A 19,112-nucleotide genomic window follows, 5' to 3' on the forward strand; every position below is an offset into this window, starting at 1 on the left:
TGCGGGGAGGGTCGGGCCCGTGCTCGGGGCGGCCCTGGCGAACGCCGAGCACGCCGTCGTCGGCGTGACGGCGGTGTCCGACGCGGGCCGCGACCGCGCCGAGGCGATGCTCCCCGGTGCTCCCGTCCTCGCGACCCCCGACCTGGTCGAGCGGAGCGAGCTCGTGCTGCTCGCCGTGCCGGACGACCAGCTCGCCGGGCTCGTGCAGGGCCTGGCGGACGCCGGGATCTGGCAGCCCGGGCAGCTCGTCGTGCACACCAGCCCCGACCACGGCGTCGAGGTCCTGCGGCCCGCCCTGGCCGCCGGCGCGATCCCGCTCGCGATCCACCCCGCGATGGCGTTCACGGGCACGAGCGTCGACCTCGCGCGACTCCGCGACGCCTACTGCGCGGTGACCGCCCCGGCGCCCGTGCTGCCGATCGCCCAGGCGCTCGTCGTCGAGATGGGCGCGGAGCCGTTCGTCGTGACCGAGCAGGACCGGCCCGCGTACGCCGACGCCGTGCGTGCAGCCGTGTCGTTCTCGACCGCGATCGTGGACCAGTCCGCCGGGACGCTCTCCGGCATCGGCGTCGAGCACCCCGGTCGCGTGCTGGGCGCCCTCGTGCGCTCCGCCGTCGACAACGCGCTCGCCGCAGCCGACGGCCAGGCGACCCTGTAGCCGTCCCTGCGGTTCCGGGCCGGAGCGGTGCGGCCGGTACCATCGGTGCATCCCCACGACCCCATCGGAGCCGCACAGCATGACCGACGAGACCGCATCCGCCACCGAGCCCTCGGGCGACGGCCCCTCCGCCGAGGAGCTCGCCGCCGCCGAGACCAGCGAACAGCGACAGGTGCGGCTCGACAAGCGGGCGAAGCTCCTGGACGCCGGCATCGAGGCCTACCCGGCTGAGCTGCCGATCACCACGATGATCCCGGCCGTGCGCGAGCAGTACGCGCACCTCGAGACGGGCGAGGAGACGCAGGACGTCGTCGGGCTCGCCGGGCGCATCGTGTTCTCCCGCAACACCGGCAAGCTCTGCTTCGCGACGCTGCAGTCCGGCGACGGCGCCCGCGTGCAGGCGATGGTCTCCCTGGCCGAGGTCGGGGACGAGTCCCTCGCCCGGTGGAAGGAGTTCGTCGACCTCGGTGACCACGTCTTCGTGCACGGTCGGGTGATCTCCTCGCGTCGTGGCGAGCTGAGCATCATGGTCGACGAGTGGGCGATCGCGGCGAAGGCGATCCTGCCGCTGCCGAACCTGCACAACGAGCTCAACGAGGAGACCCGGGTCCGCCAGCGGTACCTCGACCTGATCGTCCGCGACCAGGCCCGCGAGACCGTCCGTGCCCGCGCCGCCGTGATGTCCTCGCTGCGGCAGACCTTCACCGGACACGACTACCTCGAGGTCGAGACCCCGATGCTGCAGACCCAGCACGGCGGCGCCTCGGCCCGCCCCTTCGTCACGCACTCGAACGCCTTCGACACCGAGCTGTACCTGCGCATCGCGCCGGAGCTCTTCCTCAAGCGGGCCGTGGTGGGCGGCATCGACCGGGTCTTCGAGATCAACCGGAACTTCCGGAACGAGGGTGCCGACTCGTCGCACTCCCCCGAGTTCGCGATGGTCGAGGCGTACCAGGCGTACGGCAACTACGAGCAGATGGCCGACCTGACGCAGGAGCTCGTGCAGAACGCGGCGAAGGCCGTGACCGGTGGGTCCCTCGTCGTCACGCTCGCCGACGGCACCGAGTACGACCTCGGTGGCGAATGGGCGCGCATGGACATGTACGGCTCGCTGTCCGAGGCCGCCGGGCGCGAGATCACCCCGGAGACCCCGCTGTCCGAGCTGGTGGCGCTCGCCGAGGCCGAGGGCGTCGAGGTCGCGCACGCCACGCACGGCAAGTACGTCGAGGAGCTGTGGGAGCACTTCCACGGGGACGACCTGCACGCGCCGACCTTCGTGATGAACTTCCCGGTCGACACCTCACCGCTGACCCGCGAGCACCGCAGCCGCCCGGGCGTCGTCGAGAAGTGGGACCTGTACGTCCGCGGCTTCGAGCTCGCGACGGCGTACTCCGAGCTCGTCGACCCCGTCGTGCAGCGCGAGCGCTTCGTCGAGCAGGCGAAGCTCGCCGCCGGCGGCGATCCCGAGGCGATGCGCGTCGACGAGGACTTCCTGCGTGCCCTCGAGCACGCGATGCCGCCGTCGGGCGGCATGGGCATGGGCGTCGATCGCCTGCTCATGGCGATCACCGGCCTGGGCATCCGCGAGACGATCCTGTTCCCGCTGGTCAAGTAGGACGCGAGCGGACGTCGGACGGGAGGCGCGGTGCCGGCTGGCACCGCGCCTCCCGTCCGTCCCGGCACCGTCCCGGGCACGTGGCGCTCACCGGGGCGAGGTACGATGCTCCGGTGCCAGATGGAGTCGTGACCGGGATCATCTTCGCCGTGACGCCGACCGTCGTCGTCGGCCTCATCTTCTGGTTCGTGATGCGCGCGATCATGCGCGCCGACCGCACCGAGCGGTCCGCGTACGCGAAGGTCGAGGCCGAGGAGCGCGCGCGCTACGAGCGCGAGCACGGCCGCCCCGCTCCCGCACCGACCTCGGCGGAGTAGTCCCGACCAGCCTGCGCCCACAGCGCAGTCCGTCACCGGCCGTTCACCGACGGGTGGTGCAGTGACGTGGTGACCGCACGTCCCTCCCCGTCGTCCCTGGCCCCGTCGGCGCTCGCCCCGTCGTCCCTGGCCTCGGACCCGGCGGACCTCGACCCCGAGGACGCCTTCGGGCACTCCGTGCTGCCCGACGCGGCCCGTGACGCCGTGTGGGCGGACGGCGACGAGGACGACGTCGACGTCTGAGCGCCCGCCGTCGGTCACCGACCGTTCATCCCGTCGTCGCCCCGTCGTCGCCCGCACGGGTGAGCATCGTCCGCATGTCCATCACGCACGCCTTCACCGGCCGCAGCCTCGTCGGCGACATCGAGAGCGAGTACGACGAGTTCGACCTCGACGCCGACCTCGAGTCCTCCCAGCGACGGGACGGGTGGCTCGAACCCTCCTGGTGACATCCCGCTCCTGACGCTCTTCGGGGTACGGCCACCGGATCACGACGATCCGGAACGCCGTACCCCTTTTCCGTGTCCGCTCGGCGCAGCGCCCCGGGGTACACGCTTGCGATCGTCGATGAAACCTCCCTGCAACACCGGAAACTCGGCGACATCCCCTTGTGCGCGGGCATCGGCCGGGTCCATGCTGACGTTGGGCCTGTACCCCGCGGGGGACAGCTACTCGGGTGAAGCACGACGTTCCCTGGGAATCGATCCGATCGGTTTGTGGGGTACACCTCGCGACCGCTTTACTCATCACCACCCCCCAACGAGGCCATCACCGTCGAACCGCAGGGAGAGTCACCATGACGATCGCGACCGCAGCACCGAAGACGACGACCACTGGCACCACCGCGCGCCGGAGCAAGAAGGCAGCAGCCGCGAAGACCGCGGTCGCCGCGGTGGAGACCACCACCCTCGACGCCGTCGAGGTCGAGGCCGACGAGCAGCTCGCGGGTGTCCGCGGCGCCTCGGTCGACCAGGTCGGTGACTACCTGCGCCACATCGGGCGCCTCTCGCTCCTGACCGCGGAAGAAGAGGCGGACATCGCCCGCCGCATCGAGGTCGGCCTCTTCGCCGAGGAGAAGCTCAACACCGAGCCCGGCATCGACAAGACGCTGCAGCGCGAGCTGCGCTGGCTCGTCCGCGACGGTGAGCGCGCCAAGGAGCGCATGATCACCTCGAACCTCCGACTCGTCGTGAGCATCGCGAAGCGCTACTCGCAGCGCGGCCTGCCGTTCATGGACGTCATCCAGGAGGGCAACCTCGGCCTGGTCCGTGCGGTCGAGAAGTTCGACTTCACCCAGGGCTACAAGTTCTCGACCTACGCCACCTGGTGGATCCGCCAGGCCATCTCGCGTGGCCTCGCCGACAAGGCGCGCACCATCCGCATCCCGGTGCACACCGTCGAGCTGATCAACAAGATCTCGCGCACCGAGCGGGACCTGACCGTCGACCTCGGCCGCGCGCCGATGGCCGATGAGGTCGCCGCCGAGCTCAGCATGAGCACCGAGGAGCTCCTCGACCTCAAGGGCCGCTCGCACGAGCCGGTGTCGATCCACACCGTCGTCGGTGACTCCGACGACAGCGAGCTCGGCGACTTCATCGAGGACGAGGACGCCGCGAGCCCGAACGAGCTCACCGAGACGACGCTCCTGCACCGCGACATCCGTTCGATCGTCGCCGAGCTGCCGAGCGACGAGGCCAACGTCATCCGCATGCGCTACGGCCTGGACGACGACAAGCCGATGACGCTCGACGAGATCTCGAAGATCGTGCACACCACGCGCCAGGCGGTCAGCCGCGTCGAGTCGCGTGCCAAGCTGCGCCTGTTCGCGAAGGCCGTGAGCCAGGACATGCAGCTGTACCTGACCGACTGAGGTCAGCAGGCTTCGGCCGGGGTCTCGACCTCGGCACGGGGAACCGGGCCGTCCTGTGGGAAGGCGGTCCGGTGGGGTGATGGGACGGCCCGTCCAGGCACTGCCTGGGCGGGCCACTTCGCTGTCCGGGGCCCGGCCGCCCGCGGCCCCGCGCGCTAGTCCTCGAGCTCGCGGCCGAGCTTCTGGCGCAGGTCCTGCGGGATGAGCTCGATGAGCTGGTCCGGGCGGACCGGCAGGTCGAGCAGGCTGAGCTTCACCCGGCCGGTGCGTCCGTGCCGCTCGGCGTCGAGGCGCACGACGCTGCCGGCGTCCTTCCGCAGTCGGATGTCGATCTGCGCCCCCGTCGCGACCTCGCCCACGACGAGCCCGTCGACCTCGAGGGCGGCGCTCCTGGTGCCCTCGGCGATGTCGAAGCGGTAGCGCTCCCGCGCGGCCAGGACCACGGCGCGGTCGATGCCCGCCATCGGGGCGACCGGGGTCACGACCGAGCCCGACAGTGCGGGGGAGAGCACGGGTCCGCCGGCCGCGTAGTTGTAGGCGGTGGACCCGGCGGGGGTCGCGGCGACGATGGCGTCCGCGCGGTAGTAGCCGTAGCCGAGGCCGTTGACGCTGAGGTCGGCGGAGACCTGTCCGGCTCCCGGGCGTCGCACGATCGTCAGGTCGTTGAACGCCAGGTAGTCCGTGCGGGCGCCGCTCCACGACAGTCGGGCCTCGAGGGCGTGGTGCGGTTCGAGCTGGTACTCGCCGGCGGACAACCGGTCGAGCGCGTTCTCGAGCTCGGGCGGCTCGATCTCCACCAGGAACCCGACGTTGCCGTAGTTCACGCCGAGCACCGGCACCGGGCGCTTCGCCACGAGTCGCATCGCGCCGAGCATCGTGCCGTCCCCGCCGAGCGCGACGACGAGGTCGACCTGGTCCGTGAAGTCGTCGTCGCCGATCACCTCGACGTCGCCGCCGATGCGCTGCGCGTCAGCCCGCCGGGCAACGAGCCGTCCGGCACCCGAGGCGTTCCACCGCTGCAGGGTCGTGATCGACTCCCGCACGTTCTTGGTGGGGTGGACGACGAGGCCGACGACGGGCTGCTCCATGCCCAGATCGTAGCCGCCCGGGCCTGGTCGGCGGCCAGTGCGGAGGTCCTGGGCCACCGTGCGAAGAGAGGTCACGCCCACGGCGAACAGGGGCAGCCCTGCGGGGGTCCGCTGGTTAGTCTCGATGTACGTCACCGAGCTCCCACGAGCCCGGCAAGGGAGAGCACATGTTCGAGAGATTCACCGACCGAGCCCGTCGTGTTGTCGTCCTCGCTCAAGAAGAAGCGAAGATGCTCAACCACAACTACATCGGCACCGAGCACATCCTCCTCGGCCTCATCCACGAGGGCGAGGGCGTCGCCGCCAAGGCGCTGGAGTCGCTCGGCATCTCGCTCGATGCCGTCCGCGAGCAGGTCCAGGACATCATCGGGCAGGGCCAGCAGCAGCCGACCGGGCACATCCCGTTCACGCCGCGCGCCAAGAAGGTGCTCGAGCTGTCCCTGCGCGAGGCGCTGCAGCTCGGCCACAACTACATCGGGACCGAGCACATCCTGCTCGGCCTCATCCGCGAGGGCGAGGGCGTCGCCGCCCAGGTCCTCGTCAAGCTCGGTGCGGACCTCAACCGCGTCCGTCAGCAGGTCATCCAGCTCCTGTCCGGTTACCAGGGCAAGGAAGCGGTCGCCGTCGGCGGCGAGCAGCAGCAGAACGCCCAGCAGGGTTCGCAGGTCCTCGACCAGTTCGGTCGGAACCTCACCCAGGCCGCGCGCGACGGCAAGCTCGACCCGGTGATCGGGCGCGAGAAGGAGATGGAGCGGGTCATGCAGATCCTCTCCCGCCGCTCCAAGAACAACCCCGTCCTGATCGGTGAGCCGGGCGTCGGCAAGACCGCGGTCGTCGAGGGCCTCGCCCAGGCGATCGTCAAGGGCGACGTCCCGGAGACGCTGAAGGACAAGCAGCTCTACTCGCTCGACCTCGGCTCGCTCATCGCCGGGTCCCGCTACCGCGGTGACTTCGAGGAGCGCCTCAAGAAGGTCACGAAGGAGATCCGCACCCGCGGCGACATCATCGTCTTCATCGACGAGATCCACACGCTCGTCGGTGCCGGTGCTGCCGAGGGCGCGATCGACGCCGCGTCGATCCTCAAGCCGCTCCTCGCCCGTGGTGAGCTGCAGACGGTCGGTGCGACCACGCTCGACGAGTACCGCAAGCACTTCGAGAAGGACGCCGCACTCGAGCGCCGCTTCCAGCCGGTGCAGGTCAACGAGCCGTCGCTGCCCCACGCGATCAACATCCTCAAGGGCCTCCGCGACAAGTACGAGGCGTTCCACAAGGTGTCCATCACCGACGGCGCGATCGTCGCCGCGGCGAACCTGGCGGACCGCTACGTGCAGGACCGCTTCCTGCCGGACAAGGCCATCGACCTGATCGACGAGGCCGGCGCACGTCTCCGCCTGTCGATCCTGTCGGCGCCGCCGGAGCTCCGGGAGTTCGACGAGAAGATCTCGACGGTCCGCGGGCAGAAGGAAGCCGCGATCGAGGAGCAGGACTTCGAGAAGGCCGCGAGCCTGCGCGACGAGGAGAAGAAGCTCCTCGGCGAGCGTCTCCGCCTCGAGAAGCAGTGGCGTGCGGGTGACGTCGCCGCGTCCGGCACCGTCGACGAGGGCATCATCGCCGAGGTCCTGGCGCAGGCCACGGGCATCCCGGTCTTCAAGCTCACGGAAGAGGAGACCTCGCGTCTCGTCTTCATGGAGAAGGCCCTGCACGAGCGCGTGATCGGACAGGAAGAGGCCATCTCGGCCCTCTCGAAGACGATCCGCCGCACCCGTGCCGGTCTCAAGGACCCGAACCGCCCCTCGGGCTCGTTCATCTTCGCCGGCCCCACGGGCGTCGGGAAGACCGAGCTCGCCAAGGCGCTCGCGGAGTTCCTGTTCGACGACGAGGGCGCGCTGATCTCCCTCGACATGTCGGAGTTCGGTGAGAAGCACACGGTCTCGCGACTCTTCGGTGCCCCTCCCGGGTTCGTCGGGTTCGAGGAGGGCGGCCAGCTCACCGAGAAGGTGCGCCGCAAGCCGTTCTCCGTGGTCCTGTTCGACGAGATCGAGAAGGCCCACCCGGACATCTTCAACTCGCTGCTGCAGGTCCTCGAAGAGGGTCGCCTGACCGATGGTCAGGGCCGCGTGGTCGACTTCAAGAACACCGTCATCATCATGACCACGAACCTCGGTTCGCAGGGCATCGCGGGTGGTCCGGTGGGCTTCCAGGTCGAGGGTGACTCGGCAGTCGGCTACGACCGCATGCGCTCGAAGGTGAACGAGGAGCTGAAGAAGCACTTCAAGCCGGAGTTCCTGAACCGCGTCGACGACACGATCGTCTTCCCGCAGCTCTCGCAGCCCGAGCTGCTGCAGATCGTGGACCTGTTCGTGAAGCGCCTGTCGGACCGCCTGCTGGACCGCGACATGACGGTGGAGCTCACGCTCGCCGCCAAGGAGCAGCTCATCAAGGTCGGCTTCGACCCGGCACTCGGTGCCCGACCGCTGCGCCGCGCGATGCAGCACGAGGTCGAGGACCAGCTGTCCGAGCACATCCTGCAGGGTGAACTCAATGCGGGCGACCACGTGAAGGTCGACTTCGCCGAGGGTGCGTTCCAGTTCGAGACCGGGCGTCAGCCGGGTCGCGAGGAGGTCCTCGCCGGGGCGAACGCCGTCGAGTCCGCGGAGACCCCGCAGGGCGAGATCGAGTCCTAGGACTCCTCGACACGACGGACGGGAGGCGCGGTGCCAGCTGGCACCGCGCCTCCCGTCCGTCCGTCCGTGGTGACGAAGTGATGTGCGGGTTCCGGCGTGCGCGGCGGACACGACCCCCGGGCGGGGGGTACCGTTGTTCGTGCGAGGGTTCCCCCCAACACCTCGCGACCGACGTCCGGCTGGTTCCCCCAACGGGTCGGACGTCAGTGGCCCCGGTCTCCCCCCCGACCGGGGCCACTTCACGTTCCGGACCGGCCGCGTCAGCCGAACGTCGCGGCGAACTCGCGGACGGCGCGTTCCCAGCGCTCCGGGTCCTCGTTCCACTCGAGCGTGTGCCGCGCGTGCGTGAACGTCTCGACCCGAGCGCCCCGGGCGCGGTGAGCCGCGACGTCGGCGGCTGCGACCAGGGGGTCGGCTGTCGAGTGCAGCAGGAGCGTCGGGGTGCGGTCGTCCTGCCAGCGCGTGACCGACAGCGGGTAGGGGACGCCGGCGAGGCGGCTGAGGCCCGGCGTGCTCGCGATGCGTCCGGCGACGACGCCGACGGCCGCGGGGAAGCGTGCGGTCGTGACGGCTCCGCGGAGCGCGGACCGGACGTCGAGGAGCGGTGCCACCCCGACGATGCCGTCGACCGGCGTGCGTGCGGCGGCGGCCGACGCGGCGAGGGCGCCGGCGGACCAGCCCTGGAGCACCACCCGCTCGGCTCCACGGGCTCGGGCGGCGTGTGCGGCGGCGGCGACGCGGTCGACCGCCGCGGGGTCGAGGGAGCGCAGCGGCAGACCGGAGGTGTCGATCACCTGGTTCGAGGCGCCGAGCTCCCGCCAGACCCGCAGGCCGCGCAGGACCTGCTGCGGGCCGAGCGACTGCCCGTGGACGTGCACGACGTGGATGCGCCCGACGACGCCGTCGGGTTCCTCACCCGGGACGTCTCGCTCGTCGGTCCACACCAGCTCGGACTCCGGTGGCACGAACGGTGCGGGGCGGAGGAGTCGGCGTGCGGCGGCGGCCCCGAGGGCGACGCTCCCGGCGGTGGCGATCACGGTGCCGGTGACGGCGGTGCGGACGAGCTGCATGGTGTCCACCCTGCCAGCGCGACGTGTACGTGCGTCGGGTGCCCACGGACGGACGGAAGGCGCGGTGCCAGCTGGCACCGCGCCTCCCGTCAGAGCGTGCTCGGTGTCCTAGGCCTGGACGTCGCCGCGCCAGCCCGGCTCGGTCGGGGCGTTCTCGACGCGCTCCTTGTAGTTCTGCAGGTCCTTCTTGACGGCGTGACCGCCGACACCGACAGCGGAGCCGAGCTTCTCGAGGAGGCCGGTCGGCTCCCAGTCGATCTGCGCGGTGACCCGGGTCTCGGCGTCCGACAGCTTGTGGAACGTGACCACGCCGGCGTGCTCGACGTCGCCGTCCTTGACGGTCCACGCGACGCGCTCGTCCGGGTGCTGCTCGGTGATGACAGCGCGGAACTCGCGCTCCTGACCGGCGACCTTGACGGTCCAGTCGGTGGTCTTGTCGTCGACCTGGACGATCTTCTCGACCTCGTCGAGGAAGTGCGGGAACTCCTCGAACCGGGTCCACTGGTCGTAGGCCTGGCGGACGGGGACGTTGACGTCGACGGTCTCGATGATCTGGGGCATGGTCGCTCCTTCGTTCGTCGTGCTGTTCGTGTTCGGGCTCTTCGTCTTCGTGACGCTCTGTGTTCGTGACGCTTCGTGTTCGTGACCGACGCTAGGCCGGTCCGGCTGGAGGCCCTCCAGGGGCGGTGTCCCCCTGCTGCGCCGTATGCTCGACGGGATGACTGGTCACGGCAAGCACGCGTTCGACGAGCGGGACGAGCACGGCATCCGGGTGCGTCCGGCCCTGGCCTCGGACGTGCCGCACATCCAGCGACTCATCGCGCCGTACGTCGACCGGCGCATCCTGCTCGGCAAGGAGAACGTCGCGCTCTACGGTTCGATCCAGCAGTTCCGGATCGCCGAGGGGCCCGACGGCGTGCCGATCGGCTGCGGCGCCCTCGCCGTGTTCTGGGACGACATCGCCGAGGTCCGGACCCTCGCGCTCGACGCCGACTGGATCCACAAGCGGGTCGGGCACCGGATGCTCGAGGCGCTCGAGCACGATGCCCGCGAACTCGGCGTCGCGCGCATCTTCTGCCTGACGTTCGAGGTCGAGTTCTTCGCGAAGCACGGGTACCTGGAGATCGGCGAGCAGGTCGTACCGCCCGACGTGTACGCCGAACTCGTGCGGTCGTCGGACGAGGGGGTCGCGGAGTTCCTCGACCTCGCCCGTGTGAAGCCGAACACGCTCGGCAACACCCGCATGTTGAAGATCCTCTGACCGCGGGTCAGCTGGGGATCGTCTGACCGCCGGTCAGCTGGGGACTGTCTGACCGCCGGTCAGCTGGGGATCGTCTGACGCTTTCGGGGGTGGCGCGGCGTCGCTCCGCCGCGCAGCGGAGGGTTCGCCCTACCCTGTGCGCATGTCGTCGTTCCGCCACCCCGTCGGACCCGAGTCGTCCCGTGTCTACTGGCGTCGTCGCGCGCTCGTCGCCGGCGTGCTGCTGCTCGTCGTCGTGGTGGTCGTGCTGATCGTGGTCGGTCGGGGGAGCGGGGCGTCGTCGGCGTCTGCGCCGGGGGCCTCCCCGTCGGCGTCCACCGGTGGTGGGGCCGAGGCCGCGTCTGCTCCCGCTGGTGACGGGTCCTCGCCAGCCCCGTCGGCGTCCGCTTCGGCGCCCGCTGCGGCATCCGGCGACGCGGCGACCTGCTCGAAGGACCAGATCGAGCTCACGCCGGTCGTCGACAAGAGCACCTACGGGCCGACCGAGGACCCCCAGATCGCGATGTCGATCAAGAACACCGGCTCCGACGCGTGCCACATGGACCTCGGTTCGGCGCAGCAGGCACTGACGATCAGCTCCGGCGAGGAGCAGTACTGGTCGTCGAAGGACTGCCAGACCGGCGGAACGAGCCAGGACGTCACGATCAAGGCCGGGCAGCAGCTCACCACGCCGGCGATCGCCTGGGACCGCACGCGCTCGTCGACCACCACGTGCGACAGCGCGCGGCCGTCCGTTCCCGGTGGTGGCGCGAGCTACCACCTGCAGGTGGCCGTGGGGGACCTGGAGTCGAAGGAGTCGGCGCAGTTCGTGCTGAACTGAGCGCGTCCCGCTGAGCGGCACGTGGCGCGCCCGGCGGTCATCCGCCCACCGCACTCCGCTGTGGGAGCGATCCACTCTGCGTCATGCTGACAGAGTGTCGGATCAGGGAATCGTGCAGGAGTCGGCCTACGAGCGCGACCGCGGCGTGGAGCCGGTGAGGATCGCGACGCTCAAGGGGCTGCGGAAGCGCGCCAAGCGTGGGCTGTTCGAGCCCGCCGGCGACACCATCTGGTCGGACGGCGTCCGCAGCGAGTAGCGGGCGGGGCGTCAGTGCGGTCCGCCCTCGGGTCCGCTGCTACGCCTGTTCCTCGCCCGGTCCGGGTTCGAGTCCGGTCATGAAGTCGTCGAGGAACGTCTGCATGTCGAACGGCCGCGCGCTGTCTTCCGGTCCGTGGTGCGTGGAAGTCATGCGTCAACGGTACGTCACATCACTAGGTTGTCTAGCGACCTGTCCGGAAGCGGCGTTTCCGGTCCTGGCGTCGTCCGAGAGCGGCGCGGCCCGGACATGCGAACGGGCCCGCCGTCCGAAGACGACGAGCCCGTTCCGAGCAGCTGAGGTCAGCCGATGACCGAGATGTTCTCGGCCTGCGGGCCCTTGCGGCCCTCAGTGATCTCGAACTCCACCTTCTGGTTCTCCTCGAGCGACTTGTAGCCGTTGCCAGCGATCGCGGAGAAGTGCGCGAAGACGTCGGCGCTGCCGTCGTCCGGAGCGATGAAGCCGAAGCCCTTTTCGTTGTTGAACCACTTGACGGTGCCAGTTGCCATGATGGCGTTTCCTTAACTTTCTTGCCAGGCCACGATCGTTGCCTGTCTTGCGAGACGGCTCTTGCTGCCGCCGATCCACCGACGGTTGTCGTCAGATCAGTGCGTCCCGCGGGCATGGGCCGGTGGGACGGGTTCGGGGCCAGGCGACCTGGGAAGATCAGTGACCGATGGCGCTCGAAGGTGCAGAGCACCGGAAGAACGATGGACTCCCGCCGGAGCGGTTGGTACCAACCTACCGTGCTGCGGCCGCAATGGAAGAGGCAGCGCCCACTTCTGTGGACGATCGAGGGTTTCGTTACGCTCGCGGTCATGGGGACCGTGCTGCCGGGAGTGATCGCGTTCGTCGTCGGGACCGCCCTCGCGGTGGCGGCACTGGTGCCCTGGGTGGCGCTGCAGTACCGCCGTCACGGGGCGTTCGGGTTCCGCCGGAGCCTGCTCGCGTTCGGCACCCTGGTCTACGCGCTCGCGCTCGTCTCCTACACGCTCCTGCCCCTGCCCGACGACGTCTCGGCGCTCTGCCCGGGTCCGTCGCCCCAGCTCGTGCCGTTCACGTTCCTGCAGGACATCGCGAAGGAGGGCGGCCTGACGGGTCCCCGGTCGTTGTTCGCCAACCCGGCCGCGGCGCAGGTGCTGTTCAACGTCATCCTCTTCATGCCGTTGGGCGCGCTCGTCCGGCACGCGGTCCTGCGCCGGCGCTGGCTCGCGGGGCTCCTGCTCGGCACCGTCGTGGGCTTCGGTGTGTCGCTCCTCGTCGAGTGCACGCAGCTGACCGGGGACTGGTTCCTCTACCCGTGCGCATACCGGCTGTTCGACGTCGACGACCTGCTGGCGAACACCGCGGGAGCGCTGCTGGGCACCCTGGCGGCCCCGCTGGTCGCGCTGCTCGCCGGCTCGGACCGGACGACGGACGCATCGGCGCCGCGCCCGGTGACGCTGCTCCGTCGAGCGTTCGGGATGTTCGCCGACCTGCTCGCGATCGTGTTCACCGGCGGTCTGCTGACCTCGGGCACCGCGATCACGCTGGCCCTGCTCGAGGTCGACGAGCGGTCGACGCCCGCGGTCGCGCTGCTCACCGTCTGTGCGCTCCTCGCCCCGGTGGGTCAACTGGCGATCGTCCTCGCCTCGGGACGCACCCTCGGTGAGCACGTTGTGCGGTTGCGGCCGGTCCCGCGGCCGGGAGCGGGACGGCGTGTCGTCCGCTGGGCCCTCGGTTCCGGCGGGTGGGCGTTCTGCAACGCGGTGGACTTCCCCCTGTCGGGCCTCCTGGCCCTGGTGCTCGTCGTGGCTGCGCTGGTCGGGCTCCTCGCGACGCGCGACCGACGCGGCTTCGCGAACGCCGTCGCCGGCCTCGGTGTCGAGGACGACCGCGTCCCCGCAGCCACGTCCGGTCGCCCGACGCAGGAAGATCTGGTGGACTAGGGGCGATGGCAGACAAGGAACAGCGCTTCCGGAGCGAGCAGCTCGAGGAGGCCCTCGCGAAGCAGGACGTGGCCGCGGTCGCGTTCGCCCTGCGCAACGACATCGTGATCGTCCCGCGGCTCGTCACCGGCAAGAAGGACATGCAGGTCCGCGTCTTCGGCCGCGAGGGCTCCGACAAGCGCATCCTGCTGCTCTTCTCGTCCGCCGACGCCTACACGGCGATGGTGCCGGACGAGAAGATCCGGCAGGTCATGGTCTACGACGGGCCGAGGCTCGAGGAGTTCCTGGCGGCACACCTCGACTCGCTCGAGGGCGTGTTCTTCGACATCGCCGGGCCCCACACCATGCAGGCTGCACCGTCGGACCTGCTCGCCGCGCTCCGCGCGTAGCCGTCGATCAAGGCGGTCGTCCGCCCGCTGCTCCGGCCTGGAGGCGCTGGTCGCCTCCGCCGTACCGCGCACCGTCACCGGTGGTCGGGTTCGTGGTCGTGGGTCAGAACGCGCGGTCGAGCTCGCGTTCGCGGACCGATTGCGTCAGCGAGAACGCGACGCGCAGCGCCTCGCGCAGGTGTTCGGTATCCGCGCCGAGCACGGTCGTGAACCCGAGCCGGGAGGCCTCGTTCGCCCGCTGCTTCGCGCCCGTCGCCGGACGGATCTCGCCCGCCAGGCTGATCTCGCCCACCGCCGCGAGCGTGTGCGGGTACGGCCGGTCGCGTGCAGCGCTCGCCAGGGCCAGCGCGATCGCCAGGTCGGCGCCCGGCTCGGTGAGCTTCATCCCGCCGACCGTCGAGACGTAGACGTCCGCGTCGGAGAGCTTCAGGCCGGCGCGGCGTTCGAGCACGGCGAGCAGCATCGCCACGCGTGACGCGTCGACGCCGTTGACCACGCGGCGCGGCTGCGGCGCCGAGCTCGGCACGACGAGCGCCTGCACCTCGACCGGGAGCGCGCGGCGTCCCTCGAGCGCGACCGTCACGCACGTGCCGGAGACCGGGGTGCCGTTCCGCGACATGAAGAGGCCGCTCGGGTCGGGGACCTCGTGGATGCCGTCGCCGGCCATGTCGAAGCAGCCGACCTCGTCCGTCGGGCCGAAGCGGTTCTTGAGGGCGCGGACGAAGCGGAGCGCGGTCTGCCGGTCGCCCTCGAAGTGGCACACGACGTCGACCAGGTGCTCGAGCAGTCGCGGACCGGCGATCGAGCCGTCCTTCGTGACGTGGCCGACGATGAGGACCGGGAGTGACCGCTCCTTCGCCACCCGGATCAGGGTGGAGGCGACCTCGCGCACCTGCGACGTGCCGCCGGCGATGCCGTCCACCGTGCTCGACGAGATCGTCTGGACGGAGTCGGCGATCACCAGGTCGGGCTGCACCTGGTCGATCTGCCCGAGGATGACCCCGAGGTCGACCTCGCTCGCCAGGTAGAGCTGGTCGTGCATGGCGTTCGTGCGCTCGGCGCGGAGTCGGACCTGGTCCACGGATTCCTCGGCGCTGACGTAGAGGACCCGCTTGCCGGTCGCTGCCGCTCGCGAGGCGACCTCGAGCAGCAGCGTCGACTTGCCCACGCCCGGCTCGCCCGACAGCAGCACGGCGGCCCCGGGGACGATGCCGCCGCCGAGGACGCGGTCGAACTCGCCGATGCCGGACGTCCACCGCTGCACCCCGGTCCCACGGGCCTCGGTGATCGGTCGGGCGACCCTGGTGCCGGCGACCGAGACCGCCGCCGTGCCGCGCGAACTCGCAGCGGCCGCCGTCGTGTCCTCGACCGTGCCCCACGCCTGGCACTCACCGCAGCGGCCGACCCACTTGATGCTGGTCCACCCGCACTCGGTGCAGCGGTAGAGGGACTGGGTGCGCGCCATGGCTCGAGGCTAGAGCGCTCCGCCGACACCGCGGTGCCGTGGCGCATGCCCGTCTCGTGCGTCGTCCTGGTCGTGCTGGGGCGTCTGGTCCTGGCTGCGAGCCTGCTCCGGCAGCGGGATCCCGCCCGTCATCCGTTGGCGCAGCCGCTCCACACGGCCAGGGCGGTCGCCGTGGTCGAGCTCGGCTGCGTGCTCGACGTCCTGTTCGGCACGGGCAGTCGCGACGGCGCCGGCCTCACGCCCGAGGTCCTCGGCCTCTCGCGCGGACAGGTAGTGCCGGATCGCCGCGACGGTGTCGACCCGCGCATCGACGGCGGGCTCGAAGGCGCTCGCCCAGATCTCGTAGCCGCGGTCGTTCGGGTGGAACAGGTCGCCGTAGCTGTTGAAGAAGGTCCGACGGAGCCCCACGCGCTTCGTGATGACGTGGAGCGGCGCCACGGTCAGTCCGAGTTCGGCGGCGACGCGGTGCACGATCTCGTTCGCCACAGCGACCTTGCGCTCCCGATCGGGCACGAACATGCAGGGCAGCTCGGCGACGATCGCGTGCGACGGCACGGCGCTGTAGATCGCTCGGAGGTTCCGTTCGAACTTGTCCGGGTGGAAGTCCGCGATGTCGTTCGCCCCGATCGAGACCGTGCAGATGTCCGGCGAGTACTGCCGCAGCTTCGGGAGCTGGTCGTGCTTCGCACCCCACGTCGTCGCACCCGAGACGCTGAGGTTCACGACGCGCACCGACATGCGCGAGCGGTGCCGGACGCGACGAGCCAGGAGTCCGACGTACCCGCGCCCCGGAGCCGTCGCGCCGACGCCCTGCGCCGCGGAGTCGCCGATCGCGAGGTACGTCAGCTGACCCTCGTGCTGCAGGCGCTCGCGCCACCAGTCGGCGTGGACGGGCAGCATGTCGACCACGCGCTGGGAAGCGGCTCGCTGCCCCCGGATCCCCGCGCGGGCGCCGAACGCGCCGCCACCCACGACGGCGAGCCCGCCGATGACGGAGGTGAGCAGGGCGACGAGGGTGCGGGTCTTCATGCCGGAGACCGTACGCGCGCTCGCTGCCGCCGGGCTCTGCCGAGACCGACCCGTGGACGACGGGCGGGACGACGTCGGCTGTGCAGGGGAGTCGACCCGCGGTGGTCGTGAGCACTGCCGCGATCGTGTAAACTCTCTCCCGGTACCGTGTCCGAGCGGCCGAAGGATCATGTCTCGAAAACATGTGTGGGGGCAACTCCACCGTGGGTTCAAATCCCACCGGTACCGCCACAGAGAACCCCGCTTCGGCGGGGTTCTCTTCGTTTCCGGCGGATGACTCCGCGAGCAGCGCGCGGCACGCACCGAGTCGGCAGCGTCGATCCGTGACACTGCCTCGTCCGCGCGTTCCGGCCCTGAACGTCCCCCGTCGTGTCCCCCGGAATGCCGTCAGTATTCCCCTCGGAATTGTTCGGTGAAGCATTCCTGCAGACGCAGGCCACCAGCCCTCGCCCGAGCGGTGCAATGCAGCAAGGGGTTGCGAGATCGCAATTAGTTCCGCTACCGTACGAGCGACCGGGTTCTTGGGGGGCTAGCGGTCAGACCGCTAGTCGGCGCATCGTTGCGTTCACCCGAGAAGCTGTCATCCGCTGCGGTGAATCAGGGGCACATGCGACGCGAAGCAGGCACAGGGCGAGGAACCGGCGACGAAGTCGTCGAGCTCCACGGTTTCACGAAGTCGTTCGACGAATTCGAAGCGGTCCGCGATCTGTCGCTCGGAATCCGAAGAGGCGAAGTCTTCGGTTTCCTGGGACCGAACGGCGCCGGTAAGACGACGACGATCGAGTGCATCGTGGGGCTGCAACGGCCGACGGGCGGTTCCATCCGGGTCCTCGGACTCGATCCGTCGCGGGACCGCGGCGAGATCACCCGCCGCGTCGCCGTGCAGCCGCAATCGGCGAGCCTCTTCGACACACTCACCGTCCGGGAGACGCTCGAGCTCTTCTCGTCGTTCCACAAGCAGCCCCGCGCCCTCGAGGAGGTCCTGGCCGAGATCGGTCTCCAGGAACAAGCGTCAGAACGTTCCAAGGCGCTCTCCGGCGGGCAGACCCGAAGGCTCCTGCTGGGGGTGGCGTTGGTCGCGGATCCCGAGGTGCTCGTCCTCGACGAGCCGTCGGCAGGGCTCGACCCCGCGGCGCGACAGGCGCTGTGGAAGGTGATCTACGGACTGCGGGATCGTGGGACGACGATCATCCTCTCCACGCACCACATGGACGAGGCGACCTCTGTCTGCGACAGGGTGGCCATCATGGTGGGCGGCCGACTGGCCGCGCTGGACAGCCCGGACGAGCTCGTCCGGCAGCATGCGAGCACGAGCGACGTGGCCTTCACCGTCGCGACAACGGTCTCGGACGCGGATCTGGCGTCGGCGCTGGAAGTACCGTTCACATCCGACCCCGTGCCCGGCGGGACGAGGGTCCGAGTGACCACCGACGATCCCGACGAACTCATCCGCCGGGTGACCTTCGCGAGAGCCCTGCGTGCCCGCGAACTCAACGTCCGCCAGGGCAGCCTCGAGGACATCTTCCTCCGACTCGCCGAGCTCCCGGACGACCGACGCCGGCGCGACACCACGGCCGAAGGGAACCGCTCGTGACCACGGACTCCGCAACCGCCTCGCGATCTCGATCGCGCGAGGCGTTCAAGCAGCTGACGTTGCTCAGCACCCGCGAACTGCTCCGCAACATCAAGACGGTCATCGCCCTGATGTTCATGTTCTTCTTCTTCCTCATCCTGATGGCGGGGATCGACTTCGTCATCAACGGAGGCCGCCCTGCTCCCGTCGCCTCGGTGGCAGACGGCCCGCGCAGCGCTCAGGTCGTCGACGCTCTGAAGGAGCGAGGCATCACGGTCCGCGCGGACAGCTCCGCCACGGCCGAGATCACGGTGGACGGAGACCGCGCGCAGATCGTGCTCCCCGCCAAGGACAAGCCCGCGTGGAAGGAACTCGTCGCCGCCGTCCACTCGACCGGTGTCCCGTCCGCGAAGATCGTCGTGACGGACGCCTCAGGGGCGCCGGAGACCGACATCCTCCGGATCAACCTCGCGACCGTCCTGGTGACCGGTTTCATGGCGATCGCGTTCATGGGCACATCGGTGCCGCTCGTCACGCTCCGGCAGCGGGGGACCCTGAGACTGCTCGGGACGACGCCGGTGAAGCGGCTGTCCTTCATCGTCGCGCAGAGTCCGATCCGGTTCGCCCTCGGCATCGGTGAAGCGCTCGTCATCGTCCTCGTCGCTGCGAGTCAGGGCTACGTCGAGTCGTTCAACGTCCTCCGACTCTTCGTCACCCTCATCCTCGGGCTTGCGATGCTCTTCGCCTTCGCGTACCTCCTGGCGAGCAGGTCCGCTCATCCTGACGTGATCACGCAGGTGACCGGGTTCCTTCCGGTCATCGTCATCCTCACCTCGGGCACGGTGCTGCCGATCGACATCTTCCCCGACGTGGTCCGGTACATCACCTACGCGTTCCCGAGTACGTGGTTCATGCAGGCCATCGGGGCGGACATCGCCGGCACGGATCCGTTCGTACCCGTCTACTGGCTGTGGTTGATGATGGCCGGGGTCGGAGTCGCTGCGGCGTTGCTCGCCGCGCGACTCTTCAAGTGGGATCAAGGCGACCTCTAGCGAGGTCGGGGAACCATCGGGGGGAACCATTGGGGGG

The 19,112-nt window shown here is 70.1% G+C and carries 20 protein-coding genes and 1 tRNA gene; 15 read left to right on the forward strand and 6 right to left on the reverse strand.

The annotated features are described in order from the left end of the window. From D8M35_RS02790 to D8M35_RS02805, 6 genes are all read left to right on the forward strand, one after another. Window positions 1-658, forward strand: a 658-nt coding sequence (locus D8M35_RS02790) for a Rossmann-like and DUF2520 domain-containing protein (RefSeq protein WP_126890455.1), incomplete at its 5' end; no start/stop codon positions are given. 79 nt (window positions 659-737) lie between these two features. Beyond that, window positions 738-2,273, forward strand: coding sequence for a lysine--tRNA ligase (gene lysS, locus D8M35_RS02795; RefSeq protein WP_126890456.1), 1,536 nt, complete (start codon window positions 738-740; stop codon window positions 2,271-2,273). Between the two features lie 113 nt (window positions 2,274-2,386). Next, window positions 2,387-2,590, forward strand: a complete 204-nt coding sequence (locus tag D8M35_RS02800; protein ID WP_058749396.1) for a hypothetical protein — start codon at window positions 2,387-2,389, stop codon at window positions 2,588-2,590. A gap of 69 nt (window positions 2,591-2,659) precedes the next feature. Next, on the forward strand, window positions 2,660-2,833 hold the full coding sequence (locus D8M35_RS16315; RefSeq protein WP_153257423.1) for a hypothetical protein: 174 nt from the start codon (window positions 2,660-2,662) through the stop codon (window positions 2,831-2,833). Between the two features lie 74 nt (window positions 2,834-2,907). After that, a complete protein-coding gene (locus D8M35_RS17170; protein ID WP_274542761.1) occupies window positions 2,908-3,039 on the forward strand; it encodes a hypothetical protein in 132 nt (43 codons plus the stop codon). 347 nt (window positions 3,040-3,386) lie between these two features. Then, complete coding sequence (locus D8M35_RS02805; RefSeq protein ID WP_126890457.1) at window positions 3,387-4,460, forward strand: sigma-70 family RNA polymerase sigma factor; 1,074 nt, start codon at window positions 3,387-3,389, stop codon at window positions 4,458-4,460. Window positions 4,461-4,615: 155 nt separating this feature from the next. Here the strand turns inward: D8M35_RS02805 and D8M35_RS02810 are convergent, their stop codons facing one another. Continuing rightward, a complete protein-coding gene (locus D8M35_RS02810; RefSeq protein WP_126890458.1) occupies window positions 4,616-5,548 on the reverse strand; it encodes an NAD(+)/NADH kinase in 933 nt (310 codons plus the stop codon). A 167-nt stretch (window positions 5,549-5,715) separates the two neighbouring features. Here D8M35_RS02810 and D8M35_RS02815 point away from each other — a divergent pair, with 167 nt between their 5' ends. Continuing rightward, entirely contained in the window at window positions 5,716-8,232 is a 2,517-nt protein-coding gene (locus D8M35_RS02815) for an ATP-dependent Clp protease ATP-binding subunit (protein WP_126890459.1), read from the forward strand. Window positions 8,233-8,492: 260 nt separating this feature from the next. On the opposite strand, the gene D8M35_RS02820 is transcribed toward D8M35_RS02815, so the two are convergent. Together D8M35_RS02820 and D8M35_RS02825 are read right to left on the reverse strand one after the other, a co-directional pair. Continuing rightward, entirely contained in the window at window positions 8,493-9,302 is an 810-nt protein-coding gene (locus D8M35_RS02820) for a hypothetical protein (protein WP_126890460.1), read from the reverse strand. Between the two features lie 108 nt (window positions 9,303-9,410). Beyond that, complete coding sequence (locus D8M35_RS02825; protein WP_126890461.1) at window positions 9,411-9,863, reverse strand: SRPBCC family protein; 453 nt, start codon at window positions 9,861-9,863, stop codon at window positions 9,411-9,413. 157 nt (window positions 9,864-10,020) lie between these two features. Between D8M35_RS02825 and D8M35_RS02830 the strand changes: the two genes are divergently transcribed. The 3 genes from D8M35_RS02830 to D8M35_RS16320 all read left to right on the forward strand — a co-directional run bounded on the left by D8M35_RS02830 (window position 10,021) and on the right by D8M35_RS16320 (window position 11,639). Continuing rightward, window positions 10,021-10,563 (forward strand): amino-acid N-acetyltransferase, encoded by a 543-nt coding sequence (locus D8M35_RS02830; RefSeq protein WP_126890462.1) that lies wholly within the window; start codon window positions 10,021-10,023, stop codon window positions 10,561-10,563. A 142-nt stretch (window positions 10,564-10,705) separates the two neighbouring features. Further along, window positions 10,706-11,383: a hypothetical protein gene (locus D8M35_RS02835; RefSeq protein ID WP_126890463.1), complete on the forward strand. Its 678-nt coding sequence runs from the start codon at window positions 10,706-10,708 to the stop codon at window positions 11,381-11,383. Window positions 11,384-11,477: 94 nt separating this feature from the next. Then, on the forward strand, window positions 11,478-11,639 hold the full coding sequence (locus D8M35_RS16320) for a hypothetical protein (RefSeq protein ID WP_153257424.1): 162 nt from the start codon (window positions 11,478-11,480) through the stop codon (window positions 11,637-11,639). Window positions 11,640-11,941: 302 nt separating this feature from the next. Here the strand turns inward: D8M35_RS16320 and D8M35_RS02840 are convergent, their stop codons facing one another. Then, window positions 11,942-12,148, reverse strand: a complete 207-nt coding sequence (locus D8M35_RS02840) for a cold-shock protein (RefSeq protein WP_022904520.1) — start codon at window positions 12,146-12,148, stop codon at window positions 11,942-11,944. Between the two features lie 309 nt (window positions 12,149-12,457). On the opposite strand from D8M35_RS02840, the gene D8M35_RS02845 reads away from it, so the two are divergent. Together D8M35_RS02845 and D8M35_RS02850 are read left to right on the forward strand one after the other, a co-directional pair. Continuing rightward, on the forward strand, window positions 12,458-13,567 hold the full coding sequence (locus tag D8M35_RS02845; protein ID WP_161972578.1) for a VanZ family protein: 1,110 nt from the start codon (window positions 12,458-12,460) through the stop codon (window positions 13,565-13,567). 5 nt (window positions 13,568-13,572) lie between these two features. Continuing rightward, a complete protein-coding gene (locus D8M35_RS02850) occupies window positions 13,573-13,956 on the forward strand; it encodes an SseB family protein (protein WP_126890465.1) in 384 nt (127 codons plus the stop codon). A 103-nt stretch (window positions 13,957-14,059) separates the two neighbouring features. On the opposite strand, the gene radA is transcribed toward D8M35_RS02850, so the two are convergent. Next, a complete protein-coding gene (gene radA, locus D8M35_RS02855; protein ID WP_126890466.1) occupies window positions 14,060-15,421 on the reverse strand; it encodes a DNA repair protein RadA in 1,362 nt (453 codons plus the stop codon). A 9-nt stretch (window positions 15,422-15,430) separates the two neighbouring features. Next, the gene (locus D8M35_RS02860; RefSeq protein WP_161972579.1) at window positions 15,431-16,450 is read right to left on the reverse strand and encodes an SGNH/GDSL hydrolase family protein; all 1,020 of its coding nucleotides are present in this window, start codon (window positions 16,448-16,450) and stop codon (window positions 15,431-15,433) included. Between the two features lie 141 nt (window positions 16,451-16,591). Between D8M35_RS02860 and D8M35_RS02865 the strand changes: the two genes are divergently transcribed. The 3 genes from D8M35_RS02865 (at window position 16,592) to D8M35_RS02875 (ending at window position 19,075) form a co-directional block, all read left to right on the forward strand. Further along, window positions 16,592-16,681, forward strand: a tRNA-Ser gene (locus tag D8M35_RS02865). 376 nt (window positions 16,682-17,057) lie between these two features. Continuing rightward, complete coding sequence (locus D8M35_RS02870) at window positions 17,058-18,044, forward strand: ABC transporter ATP-binding protein (RefSeq protein WP_126890468.1); 987 nt, start codon at window positions 17,058-17,060, stop codon at window positions 18,042-18,044. Next, window positions 18,041-19,075: an ABC transporter permease gene (locus D8M35_RS02875; protein WP_126890469.1), complete on the forward strand. Its 1,035-nt coding sequence runs from the start codon at window positions 18,041-18,043 to the stop codon at window positions 19,073-19,075. The genes D8M35_RS02870 and D8M35_RS02875 overlap by 4 nt, the downstream gene beginning before the upstream one ends. Window positions 19,076-19,112 lie beyond the last annotated feature (37 nt).

It is taken from the genome of Curtobacterium sp. HSID17257, assembly GCF_003989515.1.
GTDB lineage: Bacteria > Actinomycetota > Actinomycetes > Actinomycetales > Microbacteriaceae > Curtobacterium.